Genomic DNA, 21,676 nt, shown 5'->3' with positions numbered 1-21,676 from the left:
TCGTCTGCACTTCCGTAGGGAACTCAGTGTGGTGGTCGGCGATCCTGCCCGCGAGTCAGTCTGCCCACGGGTGCACCTGCTCCTCGGCCGGGTGGACCGGCTCGTGGATGCGGACGACCGAGACCGACGGCCCCGGGGGGAGGTGCCGCTTGGCCCAGGCGGCGACCCCGGCGCCGACGAGGAGGAGCGCGACGCCGATGATGAGCGACGCGAGCCAGGGGTCGAGCGCGTGGGACAGGCCGAGCACGGCGGCGGTGATCAGGAGCGCCAGGCCGAAGAAGCTGAGGAGCGCGGCGGCGCCGAACCCGATGGCGGACGGTCGGACCTCGATCGCCCGGGTGCGGACGCTGCGTGCGACCGCGTCGATCTCGTGCTGGATGGCCTCGCGGACGTGGTCCTCGGCCTGCTCGAACTTCTCGCGCGCGCGGTCGGCGAACGGCTCGGTCAGCCGGTCGAAGAAGCTGCGGGGTCGATCGGCACCGGGGGTGCTGGCCATGGGTCCTCCTCGTACGGCGTGCGGTGTGCCCAGCGTAGGAGCAGAAGGCCTGGTCGTAGGGTTGCCGCGCTAGTGACCAGGTACCGGGACGACGCACTCCGAGGTGTTCGCGGGGCACAGGCGGGTGCCGCCGACCACGAGGGCGAGCCGCAGGTCGGTGCCGGCCAGCCCGTCGGCGTCGAACGCGTCACGCAGGGACTCCGGGTCGATCGACGGCGGCGGACCGAGCGCGCTCACCGTGACCACGCCGTTGAGCGCCACGACGGTGGTGACCTCCCAGCCGGCGTCGCGTGCCCAGGCCTGGGCGATCGGACGTGCCTGCGTCTCGAGCGACTGGTCCTGGACCACGGCCCGGGAGCCCGCCGCGAGGGGGATCGCGACGAGGACGACGAGCGCGGCGACCAGCGCGAACGTCGCGCCGCTGAGCCGGCCGACCGGGTAGCCCGCCGTCTCCGCGGCGGACCGCACCCCCGCCAGCACGAGGACGACCGTGCCGGTGGCGATGATGGCCGCGACGTTGGTGCCGAAGAGCAGGGCCGACTGCGCGGCGTCCGCGGTGCGACCGACCTGCAGCAGCAGTCCGGTGACCGCCAGGGGCGGCACGAGGGAGATGGCGATCGCGACGCCCGGCAGCGTGTCGGAGATGTCCGAGCGGATCAGGGCGAACGCACCGACCGTGCCCGTGGCGAGCGCGGCGAGCAGGTCGATGAGCTTGGGGCTGATGCGACCGGCCACCTGTGAGTTGCCCGCGAAGTCGTCGGCCGGGTGGACCAGCATGCCGATCAGGTAGCCGATGGCCACGACGAGCAGGGCGCCCAGCAGGACGTGCACGAGGCTGCGCACCAGGTGCGGCCGGTCCGCGAGGACCAGGGCAAACGCCATGCCCAGGATCGGCGTCATCAGGGGAGCCACGATCATCGCGCCGATGACGGTGGCCGTGGAGTCGGCCACGACACCGGCCGTGGCGATGACGGACGCGAGTGCCAGGAGGACCCAGAACCGCGTCGAGGAGCGGCTGCGCACGGGCGGCTCGATGAACAGCGCGGTGGCGATGCGCTCGATGTCGCCGGCGCCGACCGTGCTCAGGCTGCTCATCCGTCATCCCCCCGGGGTCGCTGTCGCCATCGTCTCGGACGGTGTCCCGGCGCTCCGGGCGGCGCGCCGCTGGCGGGCGCGGGTCGGGGGCAGCATGACGAAGCCCCGCACCGGATGATCCGGGCGGGGCTTGCGTGGTGGCCACTGGCAGGGTCGAACTGCCGACCTTTCGATTTTCAGTCGAACGCTCTACCAACTGAGCTAAGTGGCCGTAACCGACGACGCCCGGGTTCCTGCGAACAGGATGACCGGGCGGATCGAGCGACCCCGACGGGACTTGAACCCGCGACCTCCGCCGTGACAGGGCGGCGCGCTAACCAACTGCGCTACGGGGCCTTGAACTGCTGCAAGGCCTACTGCTGAACTACTGAACTGCTCGTACCCCCAACGGGATTCGAACCCGTGCTACCGCCGTGAAAGGGCGGGGTCCTAGGCCGCTAGACGATGGGGGCATGTCCTACGCGAACATCCAACCCCCAACGCCGAGGCGCCGGATGACCGGTGATGAGCATACGGGGTCATCGGCCCGATCTCCAAAGTCGATGACGAGTGGCGGTGGTCACCCTCCGGCACCCGTCGCTGAGCAGGCAGGATGGACCTCATGGTCGACATGTCACCCGCAGAGTTCGAGGATGCGGTCCGCGACGCGCTCGACGAGATCCCCGACGAGCTCGCCGCGATGATGGACAACGTCGTCGTCCTGGTCGAGGACGCCCCGCCCGAGGGCGAGGTCGACCTGCTCGGGCTGTACGAGGGCACGCCGCTGACCGAGCGCGGCGAGTTCTGGGCCGCCGGGTCGCTGCCCGACCGGATCACGATCTTCCGGCTCCCGACGCTCGCCATCTGCGACAGCCGCGAGGACGTCGTCGAGGAGGTCGCCGTCACCGTCGTGCACGAGATCGCGCACCACTTCGGCATCGACGACGAGCGCCTGCACGAGCTGGGCTGGGACTGAGCGGTGGGCCACGACCACTCCCACTCCACCGCGGCGCAGGCCCATCGCGGCCGGCTCCTCGCGGTGCTCGTCCTCACGCTCGTCGTGCTCGTGGTCGAGGTGGTCGGCGGGCTGCTCTCCGGCTCGTTCGCGCTGATCGCGGATGCGGGGCACATGCTCACCGACGCCGCGGGGGTGGGTCTGGCGCTCGGTGCCACCGCGCTCGCCGCCCGGCCCGCGACCGCCGCCCGCACGTTCGGGTGGCAGCGCGCCGAGATCCTCGCGGCGCTGGTGAACGGGCTGGTCATCGCGGCTGTCGGGGTCGGGGTGATCGTCGGCGGCATCGCGCGGATCATCACGCCCGGTGAGGTGGAGGCCGGGCTGATGCTCGTCGTCGCCGTCGTCGGTCTCGCCGCCAACGGGGTCGGGCTCCTGCTCCTGCGCCGCGGGCAGGAGGAGTCGCTGACCGTGCGCGGTGCCTACCTGGAGGTGCTCGGCGACCTGCTGGGCTCGGCGGCGGTCGTCGCGGCCGCGCTCGTGGTGATGGCCACCGGGTACCTGCGGGCCGACGGCATCGCGTCGGTGCTCATCGGCCTCATGATCGTGCCGCGCGCGGTGGCGCTGCTGCGCGAGGTCGGGACGGTGCTCCTGGAGGCCACCCCGCGCGGCGTGGACCTGGACGCCATCCGGGCGCACATCTGCGGCGTCCCGGGGGTGCTCGGCGTGCACGACCTGCACGCCTGGACGATCACCTCCGGCGTCCCCGTGCTGTCGGCGCACGTCGAGGTGCCCGACGAGCTCCTGTCCCGGGGCGAGGCCGGTCGGGTGCTCGGCGACCTGCGGCACTGCCTGGCGGGCCACTTCGACGTCGACCACTGCACGTTCCAGCTGGAACCCCCGTCCACCACCGGCAGCGAGCACCACGCCCACGCCTGACCCTCCACCGCCGCAGCGTCCGCACTCCTCGAGGCTCCGACAACCCGGGACGTCCGCACTCCGGAGGGCTCCCGCCTGCAGGTGGCCGGACGTTGTCGGGGTGGGCACATAGGGTCGGCGCATGGTTGCTGTGGGGATCGCGTTGCTGCCGCAGGAGCGGTGGAGCACTGCTCGTCGCAAGTGGGAGCAGGTCGAGGAGTGGGGCTTCGACCATGCCTGGACGTACGACCACCTGGCGTGGCGCTCGCTCGTGGACCAGCCGTGGTTCGCGACCGTCCCGCTGCTGGCCGCGGCGGCCGCCGTCACCGAGCGGATCGGCCTCGGGACCTGGGTGGCGTCGCCGAACTTCCGGCACCCGGTGCCGTTCGCCAAGGACGTGCTGGGGCTCGACGACGTCAGCAACGGCCGGTTCCTGCTCGGGCTCGGTGCCGGGGGCGAAGGGTTCGACGCCTCCGTCATGGGCGACCCGCCCACCCGCGGTGAGCGGACCCGGCGGTTCGAGGAGTTCGTCGGGCTGCTCGACGAGCTCCTGACGCAGCCGGTCACGTCGCACCAGGGCACGTTCTACCGGGCCCACGAGGCACGGATGATCCCCGGCACGATCGCGCAGCCCCGGACGCCGTTCGTCGTCGCCGCCAACGGCCCGCGCACGATGGCCCTGGCCGCGCGGTACGGGCAGGGGTGGGCCACCTACGGTCCCGCGTACGCGACCGAGGACGTGCCCGACGACCAGCTCGCCGCGCAGGAGCAGTGGTGGACGGGGCTCGCTGCCATGCGCGAGCAGGTCGACGCGATCGAGGCCGAGCACCGCCCCGCCGGACAGCCGCCGCTGCGCCGGTACCTGAGCCTGGACGGGGCACCGATCTTCTCGATGAGCTCCCTCGCCGTCGTCACCGACGGCATCGAGCGTGCCGCGACGCTGGGGTTCACCGACGTGGTGGTCCACTGGCCACGCGCCGACGGCATCTACGAGGGCGACGAGTCCGTGCTGGAGGGCCTCGTCGACCACCTGCCACGGCTCCAGGCGCTGTAACAGCCAGACGTGGTCCCGCAGCGTCCGCGCATCGGGAAAGCGCCTCGGGCGCTGGGACGTCCGAACATCGGGAAGGGTGCGTAGCGTCCGAGCGTCTGGTCGTTGGGACGCACGGATCGTCGGACGTTGCGGGAACTGGGGGGTAGCGTCCGCGGATCTTACCGTTGGGGCGCTCGGATGCTCGGACGTTGTGGGGCCCTGCCCCGGTGGGTCAGTGGGCCTGGCGGGCTTCCCAGGCGCTGGTGACCATGTCGAGCAGGGTGTGGCGCATCTGCCAGTCGAGGTCCCGGGCTGCCAGCTCGCCCGACGCGACGATGCGGGCCGGGTCGCCCGGGCGGCGCGGGCCGGTCTCCGGCTCGAAGGGGATACCGGTGCCCTCGGCCATCGCGGTCATGATCTCCCGCACGGAGACGCCGGCGCCCGATCCCAGGTTGTAGACCGGCTCCAGGGTGCGGCCGGCGGCGAGCGCCTGGGCAGCGGCGACGTGGGAGGCCGCGAGGTCAGCGACGTGGATGTAGTCGCGGACGCACGTCCCGTCCGGCGTCGCGTAGTCGGTGCCGTTGACGCGCGGCGTGCGGCCGCCGGCCAGGGCGTCCAGGACGAGCGGGAAGAGGTTGTGCGGGCTGGTGTCGTACAGGTCCGGGGTGGCGGAGCCGACGACGTTGAAGTAGCGCAGCGACGTGTGCCGGAGCCCGACCGCCCGCCCCTGGTCGCGCAGCAGCCACTCGCCGATGAGCTTGGACTCGCCGTAGGGGGACTCCGGGCTGGTGGCGGTGGCCTCGGTGACGAGGTCGACGTCCGGCGTGCCGTAGACGGCCGCCGAGGACGAGAAGACGATCGCGTCGACGCCCTGGGACGCCATCGCCTCGAGCAGGTGGGCGGTGCCGGTGACGTTCTGGTCGTACGTGTGCAGCGGGCGGTCCACGGAGACGCCCGCGTACTTGAACCCGGCGAGGTGCACGACGCCGACGATGCCGTGCTGGACCAGGGTGTCCGCGACCAGGTCGGTGTCGAGGATCGAGCCCTCGACCAACGGCACGTCGTCGGGGACGAACGACCGGTGGCCGCTGGACAGGTCGTCGAGGACCACCGTCTCCAGCCCGACCTGCCCGAACGCCCGCACCACGTGCGACCCGATGTACCCGGCACCCCCGGTGACCAGCCATGTCATGCAGGCGAGCCTACCGACGACGGCGGTGGGCGGCCGACCGGAGCAGTGCTGAAGAAAGTCGGCGCGAGGTGCATCCGTCGAGGGGCGTCCGGCCGAAGGGTGCAGAACAGCCCTGTGCGGTGGCGGTCCGGAGAATGCTCAGTAGCCTGAGGATTCCTCGTGGCCGGTCGTGCGGGCGAACGGGTCGGATCCAGCAACGACGGGAGAGCCCATGCACGTCGAGTCGGCGCTGCGGACCACACCGGGGTCCGCACGGGCTCAGGAGGCCGACGCGCGCGCACGGGTCGCGGAGCGTGCTGACCTGGCGGAGTCGGTCGAGCGCGCGATGGCCGTGACCTCGGCCGTGCTGCAGGACTTTCTCGACGCCCGGGTGCGCGCCGCCGCCGGTGTGTCCGACGTCGCGGCGCAGCTCTGGGGCGATCTCGCCGCCGGCGTCGGGGGCAAGCTCATGCGTCCGCGGCTCGCGGTCGCCGCCTACCTGGGGCTGGGGGGCGGTCACGACGGGCGCGACGGGCTGCTCGGGCGGGACGCGGCGCCGATCGCGCCGGTCGCGGCCGCGGTCGAGGTGCTGCACGCCGCGATGCTCGTGCACGACGACCTGCTCGACCACGACGAGGTGCGGCGCGGGCGGCCCAACGTCGCGGGAGCGACGCGCGCTCGCCTGGCGGGCCGAGGGCTCCCCGAGCGGACCGTGTCCGACCAGGTGCTCGCCGCCGGCGTGCTGGCGGGCGACCTGGCCATCGCGTCGGCGTTCGCGCTGGTGGCGAGCGCGCCGGCGGACAGCGCCGCCCTGCTGCGCGTGGTGGGGCTGCTGGCCGCGGGCATCGAGACGACCGTCGTCGGCGAGCTGCTCGACGTGACGGGCGCCCTGTCCTCGCCGCGGGACGTGGACGCGCTCGCGGTCGCGGAGCTGAAGACGGCCGCGTACTCGGGCAGCCTGCCGCTGGTCGTCGGTGCGGTCCTGGCGGGTGCCGACGACGGTCAGGTGGCCCGGCTCGGCGCGGTGGGCTCCGCCCTCGGCGTCGCGTTCCAGCTCACCGACGACGTCCTGGGGGTGTTCGGCGACCCTGCCGTGACGGGGAAGTCGGTGCTGTCGGACCTGCGCGAGGGCAAGCGCACCGAGCTGCTGCGCCTGGCGTACGCGCGGGCGGACGACGCCGGGTGCGCGGTGCTCGACGCGAACGTCGGGCGCGCGGACCTGGACGACCGGGGAGCGGCCGCGGTGCGGGAGGTCCTGGTGGCCAGCGGGGCGCTGGACGCGGTGCGGGACCTGGTGCGGGCCACGGCGCAGCGTGCACGCGAGCTGGCGGTGGACGGGGTGCCGGAGCCGTTGGGAGGCTACCTTGTGGGCGTCGTCGACGATCTCGTCGGACGGGGTCACTGAGGTGCTGGGGGAGTCGATGACGGACCTGCGGACAGCCCGCGACCGGGCGCTCCGGTTGTACGACGCCACGGCCGCGCGCACGAGCGCGGGGGTGCTGGCCGCCTACTCCACGTCGTTCGGTCTGGGCACCCGCCTGCTCGGTCGGCGGGGTCAGGAGGACATCCGCGCGGTCTACGCGCTGGTGCGGCTGGCCGACGAGGTGGTCGACACCTACCGCGGCGAGGACGCGGGCGCCGAGCTGGACGAGCTCGAGGAGCAGACCGCTCGTGCGCTGCGCACCGGGTACTCGACGAACCTCGTGGTGCACGCGTTCGCGCGGACCGCGCGGCGCGTGGGGATCACCGCGGCGGAGACGGCGCCGTTCTTCGCGTCCATGCGGGCGGACCTGACGGTCCGCGAGCACGACCGGGCCAGCTACGAGGCCTACGTGTACGGCTCGGCCGAGGTGGTCGGCCTCATGTGCGTGCGGGCGTTCCTCAACGAGGACCGGCGGCCCGGCGAGCCGGTGCGGGAGCCCGACGAGGCGCAGGTGACCGGCGCCCGGGCGCTGGGTGCGGCGTTCCAGAAGATCAACTTCCTGCGCGACCTCGGCGCCGACACCGAGGAGCTGGGTCGCACCTACTTCCCGGGCACGACGCCGGGGCACCTGGACGACGCGCAGCTGAGCGCGATCCTGCGGGAGATCACCGACGACGTGGAGGCGGCGCGCGCGGCGGTGCCGAGCCTGCCGCGGCGGGCGCGCTACGCGGTCGGCGCCACCCTCGCGCTCTACCAGCGGCTGCTCGACGAGATCGCGGCGCGGCCGGCGGGGGAGCTGCTGGCCGCCCGGGTGCGGCTGCCCACGCCCGTCAAGCTCCTGGTCGTCGGCGAGTCGGTGCTGGCGGAGGCGCGGGCAGGCCGGACGGGCGACGCAGGACGCCTCGACGCATGACGCCAGGACGCGTCGTCGTCATCGGTGGCGGCATCGCCGGGCTGACCACCGCCGCCCTGCTGGCCCGCGGGGGCGCGCTGGTGACCCTGCTGGAGCGGCACGACCAGCTCGGCGGGCGGGCGGGGACGTGGTCCGTCGACGGGTTCCGGTTCGACACCGGGCCGTCCTGGTACTTCATGCCGGAGGTCTTCGAGCACGCGTTCGCGCTGCTGGGCGAGCGGATCGAGGACCACGTCGAGCTGGACCGGCTGGACCCGGCGTACCGGCTGTTCCCGGAGCCGGTCGGCGGCGGCCCGTCAGAGCCGTTCGACGTGGTCGGCGACGCCGAGACCAACTGGGCGACGTTCGAGGCGCGCGAGGCCGGCGCAGGGGAGGCCGTCCGCAGGTACTCCGAGGCGTCGACGCAGGCGTACCGGACGGCGCTCGACTCGTTCCTCTACACGACGTTCGCGCGACCGGACCGGCTCCTGTCGCTCGACGTCGCCCGGCAGTCGCGGACGCTGGCGGGTCTGCTGACGGGCACGCTGGCCGACAAGGTCGCGGCCACGGTGACCGATCCCGTGCTTCGGCAGGTGCTCGGGTACCACGCGGTGTTCCTCGGGTCCTCGCCGTACCGGGTCCCCGCGCTGTACTCGCTGATGAGCCACCTGGACCTGGTCGACGGCGTACGTTTCCCGCGCGGCGGGATGTACACGATCATCGAGGCGCTCGAGAGGATCGCCCGCAAGGAGGGCGTGGACATCTGCACGGGTGCCGACGTGGCGGCGGTCGAGATCGACGACGCCAGCCCGTCCCTCCGGCATCCCCGCAGGTCAGGCGAGGCCCGGGGCGTGCGGCTGGCCGACGGGAGGTTCGTCCGGGCCGACGTCGTGGTGTCCGCCGCGGACCGCCACCACACCGAGACCGCGCTGCTGGGCGAGCACCGCGAGCTGCCCGAGGAGTGGTGGGAGGACCGCGGGCCGGGGATCTCCGCGCTGCTGATCATGGCGGGGGTGCGCGGCGAGCTGCCCGAGCTGGCGCACCACTCGCTGTTCTTCACGCGGGACTGGCCCGGCAACTTCGAGGACATCCTCGGGCCGGGCAGGTCGACGCCGCCGGACGGTCTGCGGGTGCCCGAGGTGGCGTCGATGTACGTGTCGCGGACCTCCGCGAGCGACCCGACGGCCGCTCCGCCCGGGCACGAGAACCTGTTCGTCCTCGTCCCCTTCCCCGCGGACCCGGACCTGGGCGCGGGGGACCGGGGTGCCGTCGAGCGGCACGCCGACCGGTACCTCGACCAGGTCGGCGCCTGGGCCGGCATCCCCGGGCTGCGCGACCGCGTGGTGACCCGCCGCGTCGTCGCCCCCGCGGACTTCGCCCGCGACCTGTCCGCCTGGCGCGGCACGGCCCTCGGGATGGAGCACACCCTGCGGCAGAGCGCGATGTTCCGGCCGGGCGACGCGTCGGCGCGCGTCCCGAACGTGCTGCACGTCGGAGGTGGCACGATCCCGGGTGTGGGACTGCCGATGTGCCTGATCAGTGCCGAGCTCGTGGTCAAGCGGATGCTGGGGGAGACCTCGTCGCGACCCCTGCCCGCCCCGCTGCGACCGGGGTTCCTCGCGGCCGCCCGGCCCCGCGGGGTGTGGAGCGAGACGGTCGGATGACGTTCGCGTACCTCGGCGCCCTGCTGCTGTCGCTGGGCGGCCTCGCCCTGCTGGACCGACGCTTCCGGCTCGCGTTCTGGTCCGACCCGCGCCGGGCCGCGCTCACCGTGGGGATCGGCGTGGTCGGCTTCCTGCTCTGGGACGGGATCGGGCTGGTGCTCGGCATCTTCGCGCGCGGCGACTCCCCGCACATGACCGGGCTCCTGCTGGCACCCGAGCTGCCCGTCGAGGAGGCGTTCTTCCTGGCGCTGCTCTGCTACACGGCGCTGCTGGCGTGGCGGGCGCAGATGCGGTGGCGGGGGGAGCCCTCGTGACCAACATCGTGCTCAACGTGATCGTGCTCGCGGTGCTCGGGGTGGTGTCCTGGCCCGTGCTGCGCCGGCTGCGGGCGGTCCCGATCCTGCTGACGGTCCTGGTCCTGTGCGTGCTGACCGCCGTCTTCGACACCCTCATGATCGCGGCCGACCTGTACGTGTTCGACCCCGACAAGATCCTGGGCGTGCGCATCTGGGGAGCTCCGCTGGAGGACTTCGCCTACGCGATCGCCGCGGCCGTCGGGATGCCGGTGCTCTGGGTCGTCCTCGGGCGTCGCAAGGGCCGCACGCCGTGAGGGAGGTCCTCGCCGCGTCCCGGCCGTTCTCCTGGATCAACACCGCCTACCCGTTCGCGGCCGGGTACCTGCTGGCTACCGGCGGACGCGTCGACGTGACGTTCGTCGTCGGCACCCTGTTCTTCCTGGGCCCGTACAACCTGCTGATGTACGGCATCAACGACGTGTTCGACTACGCCTCCGACCTGCGCAACCCGCGCAAGGGCGGGATCGAGGGCGGCCTCGTCGAGCCTGCGCGGGCCCGCGAGGTGCACCGCCGGATCCTGTGGGCGTGCCTCGTCACGACGTTGCCGTTCGTCGTCTACCTGCTCCTGGTCGGCGACGCCGCCGCGAACGCGACGCTGGCCCTGGTCCTGTTCCTCGTCGTCGCGTACTCGGCGCCCGTGCTCCGGTTCAAGGAGCGCCCGGTGCTGGACTCCCTGACGTCCGCGATGCACTTCGTCGGCCCGCTCCTGTACGCGTTGGTGCTGGTGGGTGCGGACCTCGGGGCGACGACCACGTGGCCCGTGCTGGTGGCGTTCGTGCTCTGGGGGATGGCGTCGCACGCGTTCGGGGCCGTGCAGGACGTCCGGGCGGACCGCGAGGGCGGGATCGCGTCCGTGGCGACAGCGCTCGGCGCGCACGCGACGGTGGTGGCGTCGACCGTGCTCTACGTCCTGGCGGCCGCGGTGCTGCTCATCGTGCCGTGGCCAGGGACGCTCGCCGCCGTCCTGCCGATCCCGTACGCGATCAGCACCGCGCAGTTCTGGTCGGTGCGCGACGAGGACTGCGAGCGCGCGAACGCGGGCTGGCGGCGGTTCCTCTGGCTGAACCTGGTCACCGGGTTCCTGGTGACGATGCTGCTCATCGTCATCGCGCGGTCGGGCTGACCAGTCCCGCGTCCGGCGGCCGGTACCGGCGCAGCAGCTCGTGCCACCCACGGAGGGTGAGGACCCACAGGACCACCACGAGGGCGGTCTCCGCCACGGACGTGACGAGCCACGGGAGCCGGTCGGCCAGGCTGGGCTCCAGCCACGTGCTCGACCCCGCGACCCCGTAGCTGCCCCCCGCGCTCGTGCGCCACCAGACCCACGAGAGCAGGAGCGCAGGCACGAGGTAGGCGGCGGCCCGCGCGGGCAGAGGATGTCGGGAAGCGAGGACGAGGCCGCCGACGACGAGCACGAGCACGAGCGCGGTCAGTCGGGTTGCGTCGAGCGCGACGGTCGCCGGCACGGAGGCGATCGGCGCTCCCGCGGCGGACCAGCGCGGCCCCGGGGGGACCCACAGCGGGATGGTCAGGAGAGCCGCGACGACAGCGAGCTCGCGGACCGACGAGCTGCCCGGGCGTCGGGCGACCGTGACCAGGCCGACCACCGCGAGGGTCCAGAGCAGCGTCAGGAGCACGAGGAAGGCGGCGGCCACGGCGGCCTCGAGTGCATCGGTCGGGGGCGCCATCAGGTCTGCCGACGAGGCGACCGCGATGCTGCTCCCGGTGACGGTCTCCACGGTCAGGGTGTAGGCGAACGCACCGCCCGGCAGGCTCCACACGCCCCAGCCGAGCAGCAGCCCGGGGACGGCGAACCAGGCGGCGAGGCGGGCGGCGGTCGACCGCCGGAGGACGACGACCGCGGCGACTGCGGGCACCGCGGCGAACCCGGCCCGCTGCACCAGGTCCTGGGTCTCGCCGTCGAACGGCCACGGCGTGAGCCACGGGGTGATCGCCACGAACGCCACCAGCGCGACCGCCACGGCCGCACCGACGAGGACGAGCCTGTCGCGCATGGCGATCACCGTAGAGGTCCGCGGGTCGCCACGGGTCCGGATCGGTCGCGGGATCGCTAGAGTCCCCGCATGACGGACGCGAGCACCATCGACTGGACCGTGTTCGTGCTGGTCGTGGGGCTGCGGCTGGTGGTGCCGCTGTTCATCCCGCGGTTCCCGCTGCCGGCGATCCTCGCCGCGCTCGTGATCGACGGCGTCGACAAGTCGATCTTCGCCGCGTTCACCGGCCTGCCGCTCGACAACTACCAGTCGTACGACAAGGCGCTCGACATCTACTACCTGACGATCGCGTACCTCTCGGTGCTGCGGAACTGGCGCAACCCGTTCGCGGTCGGGGTCGCGGCCTTCCTCTGGTACTACCGGCTGGTCGGGGTGCTCCTCTTCGAGCTGACCGACCTGCGCTGGCTGCTCATGGTGTTCCCGAACACCTTCGAGTACTTCGTGATCGCGATCGAGGTGGTCCGGACGCGGCGGGACGCCGCCCGGCTGAGCAAGGCCGCGTTCCTGTGGACGGCCGGGCTCATCTGGGTGGTCATCAAGCTGCCGCAGGAGTGGTGGATCCACGTCGCGCAGCTGGACTTCACCGACGAGTTCGGGAAGCTGGTCGACGCGCACCCGTGGGTCTGGGGCCTCCTGGCCGTCCTCGCGGTGGTGCTGGTCGTCGTCGGCCGGCGCGTGGTCCGGCGTCTGCCTCCGGCCGACTGGCCGTTCACCGTGGACGCGGACAGGGTCGCCGAGCGGGTGGGCTGGGTGCCGAAGCGCCCCGTCGGGGTCGCGCCGAGGGGCGTCGGTCACCTCGCCGAGAAGGTGGCGCTGGCCGGGCTGGTCACGGCCGTCCTGTTCGAGTCGTACCCGCTCACGGAGGGGCGGCTGTCGGTGGTCGTGCTCGTCGTCACGGGGACGGTGCTCGTGCACGCGGGGCTGGCGCTGTGGCGGGGGCGGGCCACGGCCTCGCTCGGCATCGGTGTCGCGGTCAACACCGTCATCAGCGTCGTCGCCATGCTCGTCTTCGCGGCGTTCGCCACCGGGCAGAGGGGGTCGGTGGCGGTGGGTGACGTGCTCCTGTTCGCCTACGTGGTCGCGCTCGTCGTCACGCTGTACGACCGCTACTCGGCCCGCCGCGAGGCGTGCGTCTGACGCGCGACAGGATGCCGAGGACGACGAGCGTCCACGTGATGACCACCAGCGCGGACAGCGCGACCGCGACCGCGAACCAGGGCGACGTGAACGCGTGCGGGGGGTCCTGACCGGCCGAGCCGAACATCGCGACCGTGTAGCTGCCGCCGCCCTCCGTCCGCCACCAGACCCAGCTCAGCGCCAGGGCCGGCACCACGTAGAGCCCGACGACGCGCCTGCCCCGCCACAGGGTCAGCCCGGCGAGCAGCACCACGAGGACCAGGGCCGCGACCCGGACGACCGCGACCCCCGGCGGCGCGGCCGCCGCGACCATGAAGACGCCGTCGGAGGTGGTCACGTGGTCCGGCGGTGCCCACAGCGGGATCGTCGCGAGGACAGCCAGGATCGCGAGCACACGCACGAGGCGCGAGCGAACCTGCTGGTCAGCGGGGGGCATCCCGCCACGCTAGGAGCGGACCGGTCCACCCGGGGGTGAACCGGTCCGACGTTCACCCGTGCGCGCGCAGGTTCCTCCACGTCTCGCGGCGGGCGGCCTGCTCGACCGGGTCCGGCACGGGCAGCGACGCCAGCAGGCGCTGCGTGTACGGGTGCTTCGGTGCACCGAGCACCTCGTCGCCCGTGCCCTCCTCGACCAGCACGCCGCGGTGCAGGACCGCGATGCGGTGGGCCAGCAGGTCCACGACGGCCAGGTCGTGGCTGATGAACAGGCACGCGAAGCCCAGCTCGGCCTGCAGGCGGGCGAACAGGTCGAGCACCCGGGCCTGCACCGAGACGTCGAGCGCGCTCGTCGGCTCGTCGGCGATGAGCAGCTCTGGGCCCAGGATGAGCGCCCGGGCCAGGCTGGCGCGCTGCCGCTGACCGCCCGACAGCTCGTGCGGGAACCGGTCACCGAACGCCTTGGGCAGCTGGACGGCCTCCATCAGCTCGTCGACGCGCGGCCGGGCCTCGTCGGGGTTCGGCGCCAGGCCGTGCACGACCATCGGCTCGGCGACGCACTGGGCGATCGTGAGCAGCGGGTTGAAGCTGGTCGCCGGGTCCTGGAAGACGAACCCGATGCGCTTGCGGACCGGTCGGAAGACCTTCGCCTTGACGTCGAGCATCTCGACGCCGTGGACCTTCAGGGAGCCGCCGCTGATCGGGGTGAGACCGGCGATGGCCCGCCCGATCGTCGTCTTGCCGCTGCCCGACTCGCCCACCAGGCCGAGCACCTCGCCGGGGCGGATGACCAGGTTCACGCCGTCGACGGCCGTGAACGCGGGCTGCCGCAGCCGGCCCGGGTAGACGATCCGCAGGTCGGACGCCTCGACGACCGGTGTCGCCGACTCGTCGACGACCATCGCCTCGAGCTCGTCGGCCACCCGGACGCGGTCGCGCAGGCGGCGCCCGCCCACCCGCGGCACGGCGTCCAGCAGCCGCTGCGTGTACGGGTGCTGCGGCGACGCGAACAGCGTGCGGACGTCGGCCTGCTCCACGATCTCGCCGTTGAACATGACCGCGACGCGGTCGGCCAGGTCCGCGACGACGCCCATGTTGTGCGTGATCAGGACGATCGCGGAGCCGAACTCCTTCGGGAGGCGGCGCAGCAGGTCGAGGATCTCGGCCTGCACGGTGACGTCGAGGGCGGTCGTCGGCTCGTCGGCGATGATCAGGCCGGGGTCGAGGACGAGCGCCTGGGCGATGACGATGCGCTGCTTCTGCCCGCCCGAGAACTGGTGCGGGTAGTGGTCGACGCGGTGCTCCGGGTCGGGGATGCCGACCAGGCGCAGGATCTCGATCGCCCGCGCGCGGGCGTCCTTGTCGGAGACCTTGCCGTGCGCCTTCAGGCCTTCCGCGATCTGCCAGCCCACCGGGAACACCGGGTTCAGGGCGGTGGACGGCTCCTGGAAGACCATCGCGGCGTCGCGACCGCGCACGTCGCGCAGGTCGGTGCCGCCCAGCGTCACGATGTCGTGCGTGGCGGACCCGTCCTTGCGCGTGAGCATGACGGTGCCGCTGCTCAGGGCGGTCTCCGGCAGCAGGCCCAGGATCGAGCGGGCGGTGACGGTCTTGCCGGACCCGGACTCGCCGACGATCGCGAGCACCTCCCCGGCGGCGACGTGGAGCGTGACGCCCTCGACGGCCCGGACGGTTCCGGCGTCGGTGGCGAACGAGACGTGCAGGTTCTTGATGTCGACGACGTTGGTCATCAGCGCTGGCCCCTTCCGTCGAACAGGTCTGTCGGCCCCTCGAGGTCGTCGATGCTCTCGACGCCCGGGACGCGGTCGGTGGCGACACCGCCGGGAACAGCGGTGACCGGGCTCAGCGGCACGGCGGCCTTGGCGGCCCGGCGCCTGCGCAGACGCGGGTCCGCGAGGTCGTTGAGCGACTCGCCCACGAGGGTCAGCCCGAGCACGGTGAGCACGATCGCGACGCCCGGGGGCACCGCGGTCCACCAGATGCCGCTGGTCACGTCGGACAGGGACTTGGACAGGTCGTAGCCCCAGTCCGCCGCGGCCGTCGGCTCGATGCCGAACCCGAGGAAGCCCAGGCCCGCCAGCGTGAGCACCGCCTCGGAGCAGTTCAGCGTGAGGATCAGCGGGAGGGTCCGGGTGGAGTTGCGCAGGACGTGGCGGCCCATGATCCGCAGGTGCCCCGAGCCGATCACGCGGGCGGACTCGACGAACGCCTCCGCCTTGACGCGGACGACCTCGGCGCGGACCACGCGGAAGTACTGGGGGATCATCACGACGCTCAGCGAGATGGCCGCCGCCATCACCCCGCCCCACATCGATGACTGCCCACCGCTGATCACGATGGCGACGACGATGGCGAGCAGCAGCGACGGGAACGCGAAGAGCGCGTCGGCGATGACGACCAGCACGCGGTCGACCCAGCCGCCGAAGTACCCCGACACCAGACCGAGCGCCACGCCCGCGAAGATCGAGAGCGTGACCGCGACGATGATCACGAGGAACGCGGGCCGGGCGCCCCAGATGGTGCGGGACAGCACGTCGTAGCCGCCGACGGTGGTGCCCAGGAGGTTCTCGGCCGAGGGCGGCTGCTGCGAGCCGAAGTTCACGTCGCCCGAGCTCAGCTGCGCGTACCCGTAGGGGGCGAGCAGCGGGGCGAACGCCGCGGTGATGATGAAGATGAGCATCAGGACGATGCCGATGACCAGCATGGTGCGCTGCAGGCCGACGCTCGTGCGGACGTGGCGCACCACCGGCAGACGCTTCCAGAACGACGTGTGCTCGGGCGTGGCGGGGGCGGCGTGCGCGACGGCGAGGCCGACCTCGGGCAGGGAGGTGTCGGTCATGTCAGTACCTGATCCTCGGGTCGACGAGCGCGGCGATGACGTCGACGACGAAGTTCGTCAGCGCCACCACCACGGCGAGCAGGACGACGATGCCCTGCACGGCGACGAAGTCGCGGGCCAGCAGGTACTGGACCAGCTGGAAGCCGAGGCCCTTCCACTCGAAGGTCTTCTCGGTCAGGACGGCGCCGGACAGCAGCAGCGCGACCTGCAGGCCGATCACGGTGATGATCGGGACGAGCGCGGGGCGCCACGCGTGCTGGCGCAGCAGGCGACGCTCGTTGACACCGCGCGAGCGCGCTGCCTCGACGTACCCCGTGGACAGGGTGCCGATGACGTTGGTGCGGACCAGCCGCAGGAAGATGCCACCCGTCAGCAGCCCGAGCGCGAGGGCGGGCAGGATCGCGTGCTCGAGCACGTCGAGGACCACGGACGGGTCGCCGGTGCTGATCGCGTCGATGAGGAAGATGCCGGTGCCCGCGCCGTTGCGCTGGAGCTCGATCTGCGCGTCGGTGGACGCGCGCCCCGCGACCGGGAGCCAGCCCAGCCACACGGAGAAGATGAGCTTGAGCAGGATGCCGGCGAAGAACACGGGCGTCGCGTAGGCCAGGATCCCGGAGATGCGCAGGGACGCGTCGACGCCCTTGTCGCGACGGGCGGCGGCGATGCGGCCCAGCGGGATGCCGACCAGGAGCGCGACGAGCATCGCGTAGAACGCGAGCTCCAGGGTCGCGGTCCCGTACGTCAGGACGACCTGGGTGACCGGGCGGTTGTCGGAGATCGTGGTGCCGAAGTCCCCGCGGAACACGTTCCCCAGGTACTCGAAGTACTGCACGATGATCGGCCGGTCGTAGCCGGCCTCGTGGATGCGCTCCTGCAGCTGGTCGTGCGTCAGCCGTCCGCCCAGCGAGGCGGTGATCGGGTCACCCGTGGCCCGCATCAGGACGAAGACGGTGGTGACCAGGATGAAGATCGTCGGGAAGATCAGCAGGAACCGCACCAGCAGGTAGCTGCCGAGGTGTCCCCCCGATCGCCTGCTCTTCGCGGCCGGGGTCGCCGGCGTGGTGGGCCCTGGGGGCGCGACGCCGATGGGTGCTCCGGTGGTGGTGGAGGTCATGGGTTCCTGCCTTGTTGATGACGTGCCGTACGGACGTGCCGGACGGCCCCGCCCCCCGAGTGTGGCGGGGGACGGGACCGTCGGCCTGCGGTGCGGAGAGGTCAGCCGTTCGCGAGCGCGCCGTAGCGGAACTTGAACGACGCGTCGAGGGTGTCCTCGGTGCCCGTCACGTCCTTGCCGACGACGGCCACCTGGGCGCCCTGGAGGTACGGGACGGTGGACAGGTCCGCTGCCACCTTGTCCTGGATCTCCTCGATGAGCGCGGTGCGGGCGTCGGCGTCAGCCGTCGTCGCCTGCTCCAGGATGAGGTCGTTGACCTCGGGGTTGTCGTAGTGGTTCGACAGGAAGTTCTCCTTGAGGAAGAACGGCGTCAGGTAGTTGTCGGCGTCCGAGTAGTCCGGGAACCAGCCGAGCTGGTACGACGGGTAGACGTCGGCGGTGCGGTCCTTCGAGTACTGGACCCACTCGGTGGTCTGCAGGTCGACCGCGAACAGGCCGTCCTTCTCCAGCTGGTCCTTGATCAGCGCGTACTCGTCGGCCGACGACGGACCGTAGTGGTCGTTCGAGTACTGGAGGCTGAGCGCGACCGGGACGGTGACGCCGGCTGCCTCGAGCGTGGCCTTGGCCTTGTCGGCGTCGGGGCCACCCTCGCCGTCGCCGTAGAGGCCCTTGAGGGACTCGGTGGCGCCGGTCAGGCCGTCCGGGACGTAGGAGTACAGGGGCGTGTAGGTGCCCTTGTAGACCTGCTCCGACAGCGGGGCGCGGTCGATCAGGTCCGCGACGGCCTGGCGGACCGCGAGGGCCTTCGCCGGGTCGGCGCCGTCGGCCTTGGTGCCGTACGGCTGCGTGTCGAAGTTGAACGTGATGTAGCGGATCTCCCCGCCGGGTCCGTCGACGACCTTGACGTTGTCGTTCGTCGCCAGGTCCGCGATGTCCGTCGCCGAGAGGCTGCGGAACGCCACGTCGATGTTGCCCTCCTGGATGTCCAGCTTGAGGTTCGACGAGTCGGCGTAGTACTTGACGTTGACCTCGGCGGTCTCGGCCGGCGGCAGGACGCCCGCGTAGTCCGCGTAGGCCTCGTACGAGATCAGCTCGTTGAACGAGTAGCTGGTGATCGTGTACTGACCGGCGAACGCGTTGGCGTCGACGATCTCGTTGTCCGGCGTCAGCGCGTCGGCGGCGAAGACCTCGTCGTCGACGATCGGGCCCACGGGGCTGGACAGGATCTGCGGGAAGATCTGGTCGTTCTCCGACTTCAGGTGGAAGACCACCGTGGTGTCGTCGACCGCGTCCACGCTGTCCAGGTTGTAGAGCAGCGAGGACGGACCGTTCTCGTCGGCGATGGCGAGCTGGCGGTCGAACGAGAACTTCACGTCCGAGGACGTCAGGTCGTTGCCGTTGGCCCACTTCAGGTCCGGCTTGAGCGTGACGGTGTACTCGGTCGGCGCCGTGAACTCCGCGGACTCCGCGATGTCGGGCTCGACGTCCGGGCTGCCGTACGGGGTGTTCATGAGGAACGGGAACACCTGGTTCTGCACGGCGAAGGAGCCGTTGTCGTACGAGCCTGCGGGGTCGAGCGACGTGACCTTGTCGGTGGTGCCGATGGTCAGGGCGCCCCCGGCGGAGGTGCTGCCGCCGTCGCCGCCCTCGTCGTCGTTGGCGCCCGAGCAGGCGGTCAGGACGAGAGCGGTGGCTGCGAGGCCTGCAGTCGCCGCGAGGACGCGGCGGCGGTGTGGTGCGAGGGAGGACATGCGCTACCTCTTCTGTCAGGGCCGCGGGCGCGCGTCGAAGCGGACCCGTCGGCTGTTTCTCAGTGGGCTATGGGTAGCACACAGATGCTTCACGCATGTCGAGGGTCTTACCGGTAAGTAACATCCATATCTCGGGATGGTCACGATCGGTCGGACATTTCCCGGGGCAGACCGTCGTCGTCGATGGGCTCCGCCTCCGTGGCGCGCACCCCGAGCAGGCGTGCGACCAGGGGACCTGTGCTCCCGTAGACGATCGCGGTGAACAGCACCACGCCGAAGACGATCGGCACGAGCGCCGGGAAGGGCTCTCCGGCGTCATCGAACTGCAACGCGAAGACGCTCGCGGTGGACGCCGCGACGATGCCGCGAGGAGCCATCCAGCCGACCATCGCGCGCTCCCGCCGGGACAGCACGGTGCGCATCGTGGCGAGCCCGGCCGCGAGGGGCCGCACGCCCAGCACCAGGAACGCGAGCAGCACGAGCGTGGCCGGCGTGTAGAGGACGAGCGCGTCGAGGTCGATCCGGGCGGTCAGGACGATGAACAGGGAGCCGATCAGGAGCATCCCGACGTGGCTGCCGAACTCGTGCAGCGCCTCCAGGCTCACCCACGGCTGGTTGGCCAGGGCGACGCCCAGGGCTGTGGTCGCCCAGAGGCCGGACTCCTCCCCGACGGACTCCGCGGTCGCGAACGCCGCGAGCGCGACGGCCACCCCGAGCGCGACGTGGGTGGCCGCGGGGACGCGCCCGAACCGCACGATCACCAGGTACGCCGCGGCGGACCCCAGCCCGGTCACGATGCCCACGAGGGCGGTGATGCCGAGGCCCGTCCCGCTCTTGTGCAGCGCGAGGTGGACCATGGTCAGCGCGACGGTGGCACCGATCGGGTCGATGAAGATCCCCTCGAAGGCCAGCACCGACTCGAGCGGCTGCTTCGGCCGGATGACCGCGAGCAGCGGACCGACGACCGTGGGACCGGACACGATGAGGATCGCGCCGATGACCGTCGCCCGGCTGAAGGGCAGGCCGAACACCCAGTGGGCGAGCAGGGTGGCGCAGACACCGGTGACGAGGGCGCCCGTCGTGACCAGGCCGAGGACGGGACGGCGCGCCCCGCCGTGCAGCCGGGAGAAGTCGAGCTTGAGGGACTCCTCGAACAGCAGCAGCCCCACGGCCATCGACACCAGCGGGAACAGGGCGTCACCCAGGAGCGCGTCCGGGTCCACCAGCCCGAGGACGGGACCGGCCAGCAGCCCGAGCACCAGCAGGACGATGATCGACGGGACGCGCACCGCATGGCCCAGGAGCTGGCCCAGCACGCCGAGCAGGACGATCGCGGCGATGCCGGCGGTGAACCCGAGCTCCATGCCCGCCATTGTGTCGTCGGCTACGTTGGCGGGTGGCCTGGACACGAGGTCGAACGGCGCACAGGAGGAGAACGGCATGAGCGGCACCCCACCGTCCGGGCGGCAGTACCGCATCATGGCGGGTTCTCATGAGGCGGTGGTCACTCAGGTCGGGGCGGGCCTGCGGGAGTGCGTGCTCGACGGTCGCGCGGTGCTCGACGGCTACGACGAGTCCGAGCGGGCGCCCGACGGGCGCGGGCAGGTCCTCGCGCCGTTCCCCAACAGGGTCGCCGACGGCCGCTACGCGTTCGGCGGGCACACGTGCCAGGTCGCGATGGACGAGCCGGAGCGCGGGAACGCCATCCACGGCATGGTCCGCTGGCTGGACTGGGCCGAGGTGTCCTTCACCGAGCACGACGTCGTGCTGGCCTGCGTCCTGCGCCCGCAGCCCGGGTACGCGTGGGAGCTCAGCCTGCAGGTGGGCTACCACCTGTCCGCCGACGGGCTGACGGTCGCGTCGTCGGCGACGAACACCGGCACGGAGCCGGCACCGTTCGGCATCGGGTTCCACCCGTACCTCGGCGTGGGCGCCGCCCTCGACGGGCTCGACCTGCTGGTGCCGGCCGGCACCCACTCGCCGGTGCCCGCCGACCGCGACGAGCGCCCCGTGCCCGTCGACGTGACCGATGGCCCGCTCGACTTCCGTGCCGGTCGGGCCGTGGGACCCACGGTGCTGGACACGGTGTTCGGTGACCTCGCCCGCGGCGCCGACGGGCGCGCGGTGGTCGCGCTGACCGACCCGGCGACCGACCAGGGGGTGCACCTCTGGGTCGACGAGTCCTTCGGGTACGTCATGGTCTACTCCGCCGACGGCGTCCTCCCGGCCGACCGGCAGCGGCAGTCCGTGGCCGTCGAGCCCATGACCTGCCCGCCGCACGCGTTCCGGTCCGGCGCGGACCTCATCACGCTCGCCCCGGGGGAGTCCTGGACGGGCACGTGGGGGCTGACGGCAGGCTGACGTGCGACGGGGCGGCCGGTGAGG

Annotated in this window: 21 protein-coding genes and 3 tRNA genes; 11 read left to right on the top strand and 13 right to left on the bottom strand. The window is 72.3% G+C overall.

The window, feature by feature from the left end; genetic code table 11:
- Nucleotides 1–55: 55 nt before the first annotated feature.
- The 5 genes from ACXJKF_RS00325 to ACXJKF_RS00305 form a co-directional block, all read right to left on the bottom strand.
- Nucleotides 56–496: a phage holin family protein gene (locus tag ACXJKF_RS00325; RefSeq protein WP_456785751.1), complete on the bottom strand. Its 441-nt coding sequence runs from the start codon at nt 494–496 to the stop codon at nt 56–58.
- Between the two features lie 69 nt (nt 497–565).
- Nucleotides 566–1,591, bottom strand: coding sequence for a DUF389 domain-containing protein (locus ACXJKF_RS00320; protein WP_456785750.1), 1,026 nt, complete (start codon nt 1,589–1,591; stop codon nt 566–568).
- 135 nt (nt 1,592–1,726) lie between these two features.
- Nucleotides 1,727–1,802, bottom strand: a tRNA-Phe gene (locus tag ACXJKF_RS00315).
- Nucleotides 1,803–1,853: 51 nt separating this feature from the next.
- Nucleotides 1,854–1,927 (bottom strand) — tRNA-Asp (locus ACXJKF_RS00310).
- 43 nt (nt 1,928–1,970) lie between these two features.
- Nucleotides 1,971–2,043, bottom strand: a tRNA-Glu gene (locus ACXJKF_RS00305).
- Between the two features lie 149 nt (nt 2,044–2,192).
- On the opposite strand from ACXJKF_RS00305, the gene ACXJKF_RS00300 reads away from it, so the two are divergent.
- From ACXJKF_RS00300 to ACXJKF_RS00290, 3 genes are all read left to right on the top strand, one after another.
- Nucleotides 2,193–2,546 (top strand): metallopeptidase family protein, encoded by a 354-nt coding sequence (locus ACXJKF_RS00300; RefSeq protein WP_456786012.1) that lies wholly within the window; start codon nt 2,193–2,195, stop codon nt 2,544–2,546.
- A 3-nt stretch (nt 2,547–2,549) separates the two neighbouring features.
- Complete coding sequence (locus ACXJKF_RS00295; RefSeq protein ID WP_456785749.1) at nt 2,550–3,461, top strand: cation diffusion facilitator family transporter; 912 nt, start codon at nt 2,550–2,552, stop codon at nt 3,459–3,461.
- A 121-nt stretch (nt 3,462–3,582) separates the two neighbouring features.
- Entirely contained in the window at nt 3,583–4,494 is a 912-nt protein-coding gene (locus tag ACXJKF_RS00290) for an LLM class flavin-dependent oxidoreductase (protein ID WP_456785748.1), read from the top strand.
- Nucleotides 4,495–4,705: 211 nt separating this feature from the next.
- Here ACXJKF_RS00290 and galE read toward each other — a convergent pair whose 3' ends face one another.
- On the bottom strand, nt 4,706–5,665 hold the full coding sequence (gene galE, locus ACXJKF_RS00285) for a UDP-glucose 4-epimerase GalE (protein ID WP_456785747.1): 960 nt from the start codon (nt 5,663–5,665) through the stop codon (nt 4,706–4,708).
- A 211-nt stretch (nt 5,666–5,876) separates the two neighbouring features.
- Between galE and ACXJKF_RS00280 the strand changes: the two genes are divergently transcribed.
- From ACXJKF_RS00280 to ACXJKF_RS00255, 6 genes are read left to right on the top strand one after another with little or no spacing between them, the layout of a single operon-like run.
- Entirely contained in the window at nt 5,877–7,049 is a 1,173-nt protein-coding gene (locus tag ACXJKF_RS00280) for a polyprenyl synthetase family protein (protein WP_456785746.1), read from the top strand.
- 16 nt (nt 7,050–7,065) lie between these two features.
- Nucleotides 7,066–7,980, top strand: coding sequence for a phytoene/squalene synthase family protein (locus tag ACXJKF_RS00275; RefSeq protein WP_456785745.1), 915 nt, complete (start codon nt 7,066–7,068; stop codon nt 7,978–7,980).
- On the top strand, nt 7,977–9,623 hold the full coding sequence (gene crtI, locus ACXJKF_RS00270; protein ID WP_456785744.1) for a phytoene desaturase family protein: 1,647 nt from the start codon (nt 7,977–7,979) through the stop codon (nt 9,621–9,623). Before ACXJKF_RS00275 ends, crtI begins: the two co-directional genes overlap by 4 nt.
- A complete protein-coding gene (locus ACXJKF_RS00265) occupies nt 9,620–9,937 on the top strand; it encodes a lycopene cyclase domain-containing protein (protein WP_456785743.1) in 318 nt (105 codons plus the stop codon). The genes crtI and ACXJKF_RS00265 overlap by 4 nt, the downstream gene beginning before the upstream one ends.
- Entirely contained in the window at nt 9,934–10,233 is a 300-nt protein-coding gene (locus ACXJKF_RS00260; RefSeq protein WP_456785742.1) for a lycopene cyclase domain-containing protein, read from the top strand. The genes ACXJKF_RS00265 and ACXJKF_RS00260 overlap by 4 nt, the downstream gene beginning before the upstream one ends.
- The gene (locus ACXJKF_RS00255; protein WP_456785741.1) at nt 10,230–11,102 is read left to right on the top strand and encodes a prenyltransferase; all 873 of its coding nucleotides are present in this window, start codon (nt 10,230–10,232) and stop codon (nt 11,100–11,102) included. Before ACXJKF_RS00260 ends, ACXJKF_RS00255 begins: the two co-directional genes overlap by 4 nt.
- Here the strand turns inward: ACXJKF_RS00255 and ACXJKF_RS00250 are convergent.
- The gene (locus ACXJKF_RS00250) at nt 11,083–11,994 is read right to left on the bottom strand and encodes a hypothetical protein (protein WP_456785740.1); all 912 of its coding nucleotides are present in this window, start codon (nt 11,992–11,994) and stop codon (nt 11,083–11,085) included. The two genes, ACXJKF_RS00255 and ACXJKF_RS00250, sit on opposite strands and share 20 nt — an antisense overlap.
- 69 nt (nt 11,995–12,063) lie before the next feature.
- Here ACXJKF_RS00250 and ACXJKF_RS00245 point away from each other — a divergent pair, with 69 nt between their 5' ends.
- Nucleotides 12,064–13,131, top strand: coding sequence for a hypothetical protein (locus tag ACXJKF_RS00245; RefSeq protein WP_456785739.1), 1,068 nt, complete (start codon nt 12,064–12,066; stop codon nt 13,129–13,131).
- Here the strand turns inward: ACXJKF_RS00245 and ACXJKF_RS00240 are convergent.
- The 6 genes from ACXJKF_RS00240 to ACXJKF_RS00215 all read right to left on the bottom strand — a co-directional run bounded on the left by ACXJKF_RS00240 (nt 13,085) and on the right by ACXJKF_RS00215 (nt 20,655).
- Nucleotides 13,085–13,567 (bottom strand): hypothetical protein, encoded by a 483-nt coding sequence (locus ACXJKF_RS00240; RefSeq protein ID WP_456785738.1) that lies wholly within the window; start codon nt 13,565–13,567, stop codon nt 13,085–13,087. The genes ACXJKF_RS00245 and ACXJKF_RS00240 overlap by 47 nt on opposite strands.
- Before the next feature lie 52 nt (nt 13,568–13,619).
- On the bottom strand, nt 13,620–15,317 hold the full coding sequence (locus ACXJKF_RS00235; RefSeq protein WP_456785737.1) for an ABC transporter ATP-binding protein: 1,698 nt from the start codon (nt 15,315–15,317) through the stop codon (nt 13,620–13,622).
- Nucleotides 15,317–16,426, bottom strand: a complete 1,110-nt coding sequence (locus tag ACXJKF_RS00230; RefSeq protein ID WP_456785736.1) for an ABC transporter permease — start codon at nt 16,424–16,426, stop codon at nt 15,317–15,319. Before ACXJKF_RS00230 ends, ACXJKF_RS00235 begins: the two co-directional genes overlap by 1 nt.
- Before the next feature lies 1 nt (nt 16,427).
- Complete coding sequence (locus ACXJKF_RS00225) at nt 16,428–17,540, bottom strand: ABC transporter permease (protein WP_456785735.1); 1,113 nt, start codon at nt 17,538–17,540, stop codon at nt 16,428–16,430.
- A 101-nt stretch (nt 17,541–17,641) separates the two neighbouring features.
- A complete protein-coding gene (locus tag ACXJKF_RS00220; protein ID WP_456785734.1) occupies nt 17,642–19,291 on the bottom strand; it encodes an ABC transporter substrate-binding protein in 1,650 nt (549 codons plus the stop codon).
- 140 nt (nt 19,292–19,431) lie between these two features.
- A complete protein-coding gene (locus ACXJKF_RS00215; protein ID WP_456785733.1) occupies nt 19,432–20,655 on the bottom strand; it encodes a cation:proton antiporter in 1,224 nt (407 codons plus the stop codon).
- 76 nt (nt 20,656–20,731) lie between these two features.
- On the opposite strand from ACXJKF_RS00215, the gene ACXJKF_RS00210 reads away from it, so the two are divergent.
- Nucleotides 20,732–21,652, top strand: a complete 921-nt coding sequence (locus ACXJKF_RS00210) for an aldose 1-epimerase family protein (protein WP_456785732.1) — start codon at nt 20,732–20,734, stop codon at nt 21,650–21,652.
- Nucleotides 21,653–21,676: the final 24 nt, after the last annotated feature.

This window comes from Cellulomonas sp. P5_C5 (assembly GCF_054049655.1).
This window is presented reverse-complemented; position numbering and strand designations above follow the sequence as displayed.

What these genes read in the sequence shown, in the direction of transcription:
- ACXJKF_RS00325 (WP_456785751.1), bottom strand. Translation starts at nt 496, where the DNA reads ATGGCCAGCACCCCCGGTGCCGATCGACCCCGCAGCTTCTTCGACCGG.
- ACXJKF_RS00320 (WP_456785750.1), bottom strand. Translation starts at nt 1,591, where the DNA reads ATGAGCAGCCTGAGCACGGTCGGCGCCGGCGACATCGAGCGCATCGCC.
- ACXJKF_RS00300 (WP_456786012.1), top strand. Translation starts at nt 2,193, where the DNA reads ATGGTCGACATGTCACCCGCAGAGTTCGAGGATGCGGTCCGCGACGCG.
- ACXJKF_RS00290 (WP_456785748.1), top strand. Translation starts at nt 3,583, where the DNA reads ATGGTTGCTGTGGGGATCGCGTTGCTGCCGCAGGAGCGGTGGAGCACT.
- galE (WP_456785747.1), bottom strand. Translation starts at nt 5,665, where the DNA reads ATGACATGGCTGGTCACCGGGGGTGCCGGGTACATCGGGTCGCACGTG.
- ACXJKF_RS00280 (WP_456785746.1), top strand. Translation starts at nt 5,877, where the DNA reads ATGCACGTCGAGTCGGCGCTGCGGACCACACCGGGGTCCGCACGGGCT.
- ACXJKF_RS00275 (WP_456785745.1), top strand. Translation starts at nt 7,066, where the DNA reads ATGACGGACCTGCGGACAGCCCGCGACCGGGCGCTCCGGTTGTACGAC.
- crtI (WP_456785744.1), top strand. Translation starts at nt 7,977, where the DNA reads ATGACGCCAGGACGCGTCGTCGTCATCGGTGGCGGCATCGCCGGGCTG.
- ACXJKF_RS00265 (WP_456785743.1), top strand. Translation starts at nt 9,620, where the DNA reads ATGACGTTCGCGTACCTCGGCGCCCTGCTGCTGTCGCTGGGCGGCCTC.
- ACXJKF_RS00250 (WP_456785740.1), bottom strand. Translation starts at nt 11,994, where the DNA reads ATGCGCGACAGGCTCGTCCTCGTCGGTGCGGCCGTGGCGGTCGCGCTG.
- ACXJKF_RS00245 (WP_456785739.1), top strand. Translation starts at nt 12,064, where the DNA reads ATGACGGACGCGAGCACCATCGACTGGACCGTGTTCGTGCTGGTCGTG.
- ACXJKF_RS00240 (WP_456785738.1), bottom strand. Translation starts at nt 13,567, where the DNA reads ATGCCCCCCGCTGACCAGCAGGTTCGCTCGCGCCTCGTGCGTGTGCTC.
- ACXJKF_RS00235 (WP_456785737.1), bottom strand. Translation starts at nt 15,317, where the DNA reads ATGACCAACGTCGTCGACATCAAGAACCTGCACGTCTCGTTCGCCACC.
- ACXJKF_RS00230 (WP_456785736.1), bottom strand. Translation starts at nt 16,426, where the DNA reads ATGACCGACACCTCCCTGCCCGAGGTCGGCCTCGCCGTCGCGCACGCC.
- ACXJKF_RS00225 (WP_456785735.1), bottom strand. Translation starts at nt 17,540, where the DNA reads ATGACCTCCACCACCACCGGAGCACCCATCGGCGTCGCGCCCCCAGGG.
- ACXJKF_RS00220 (WP_456785734.1), bottom strand. Translation starts at nt 19,291, where the DNA reads ATGTCCTCCCTCGCACCACACCGCCGCCGCGTCCTCGCGGCGACTGCA.
- ACXJKF_RS00215 (WP_456785733.1), bottom strand. Translation starts at nt 20,655, where the DNA reads ATGGAGCTCGGGTTCACCGCCGGCATCGCCGCGATCGTCCTGCTCGGC.
- ACXJKF_RS00210 (WP_456785732.1), top strand. Translation starts at nt 20,732, where the DNA reads ATGAGCGGCACCCCACCGTCCGGGCGGCAGTACCGCATCATGGCGGGT.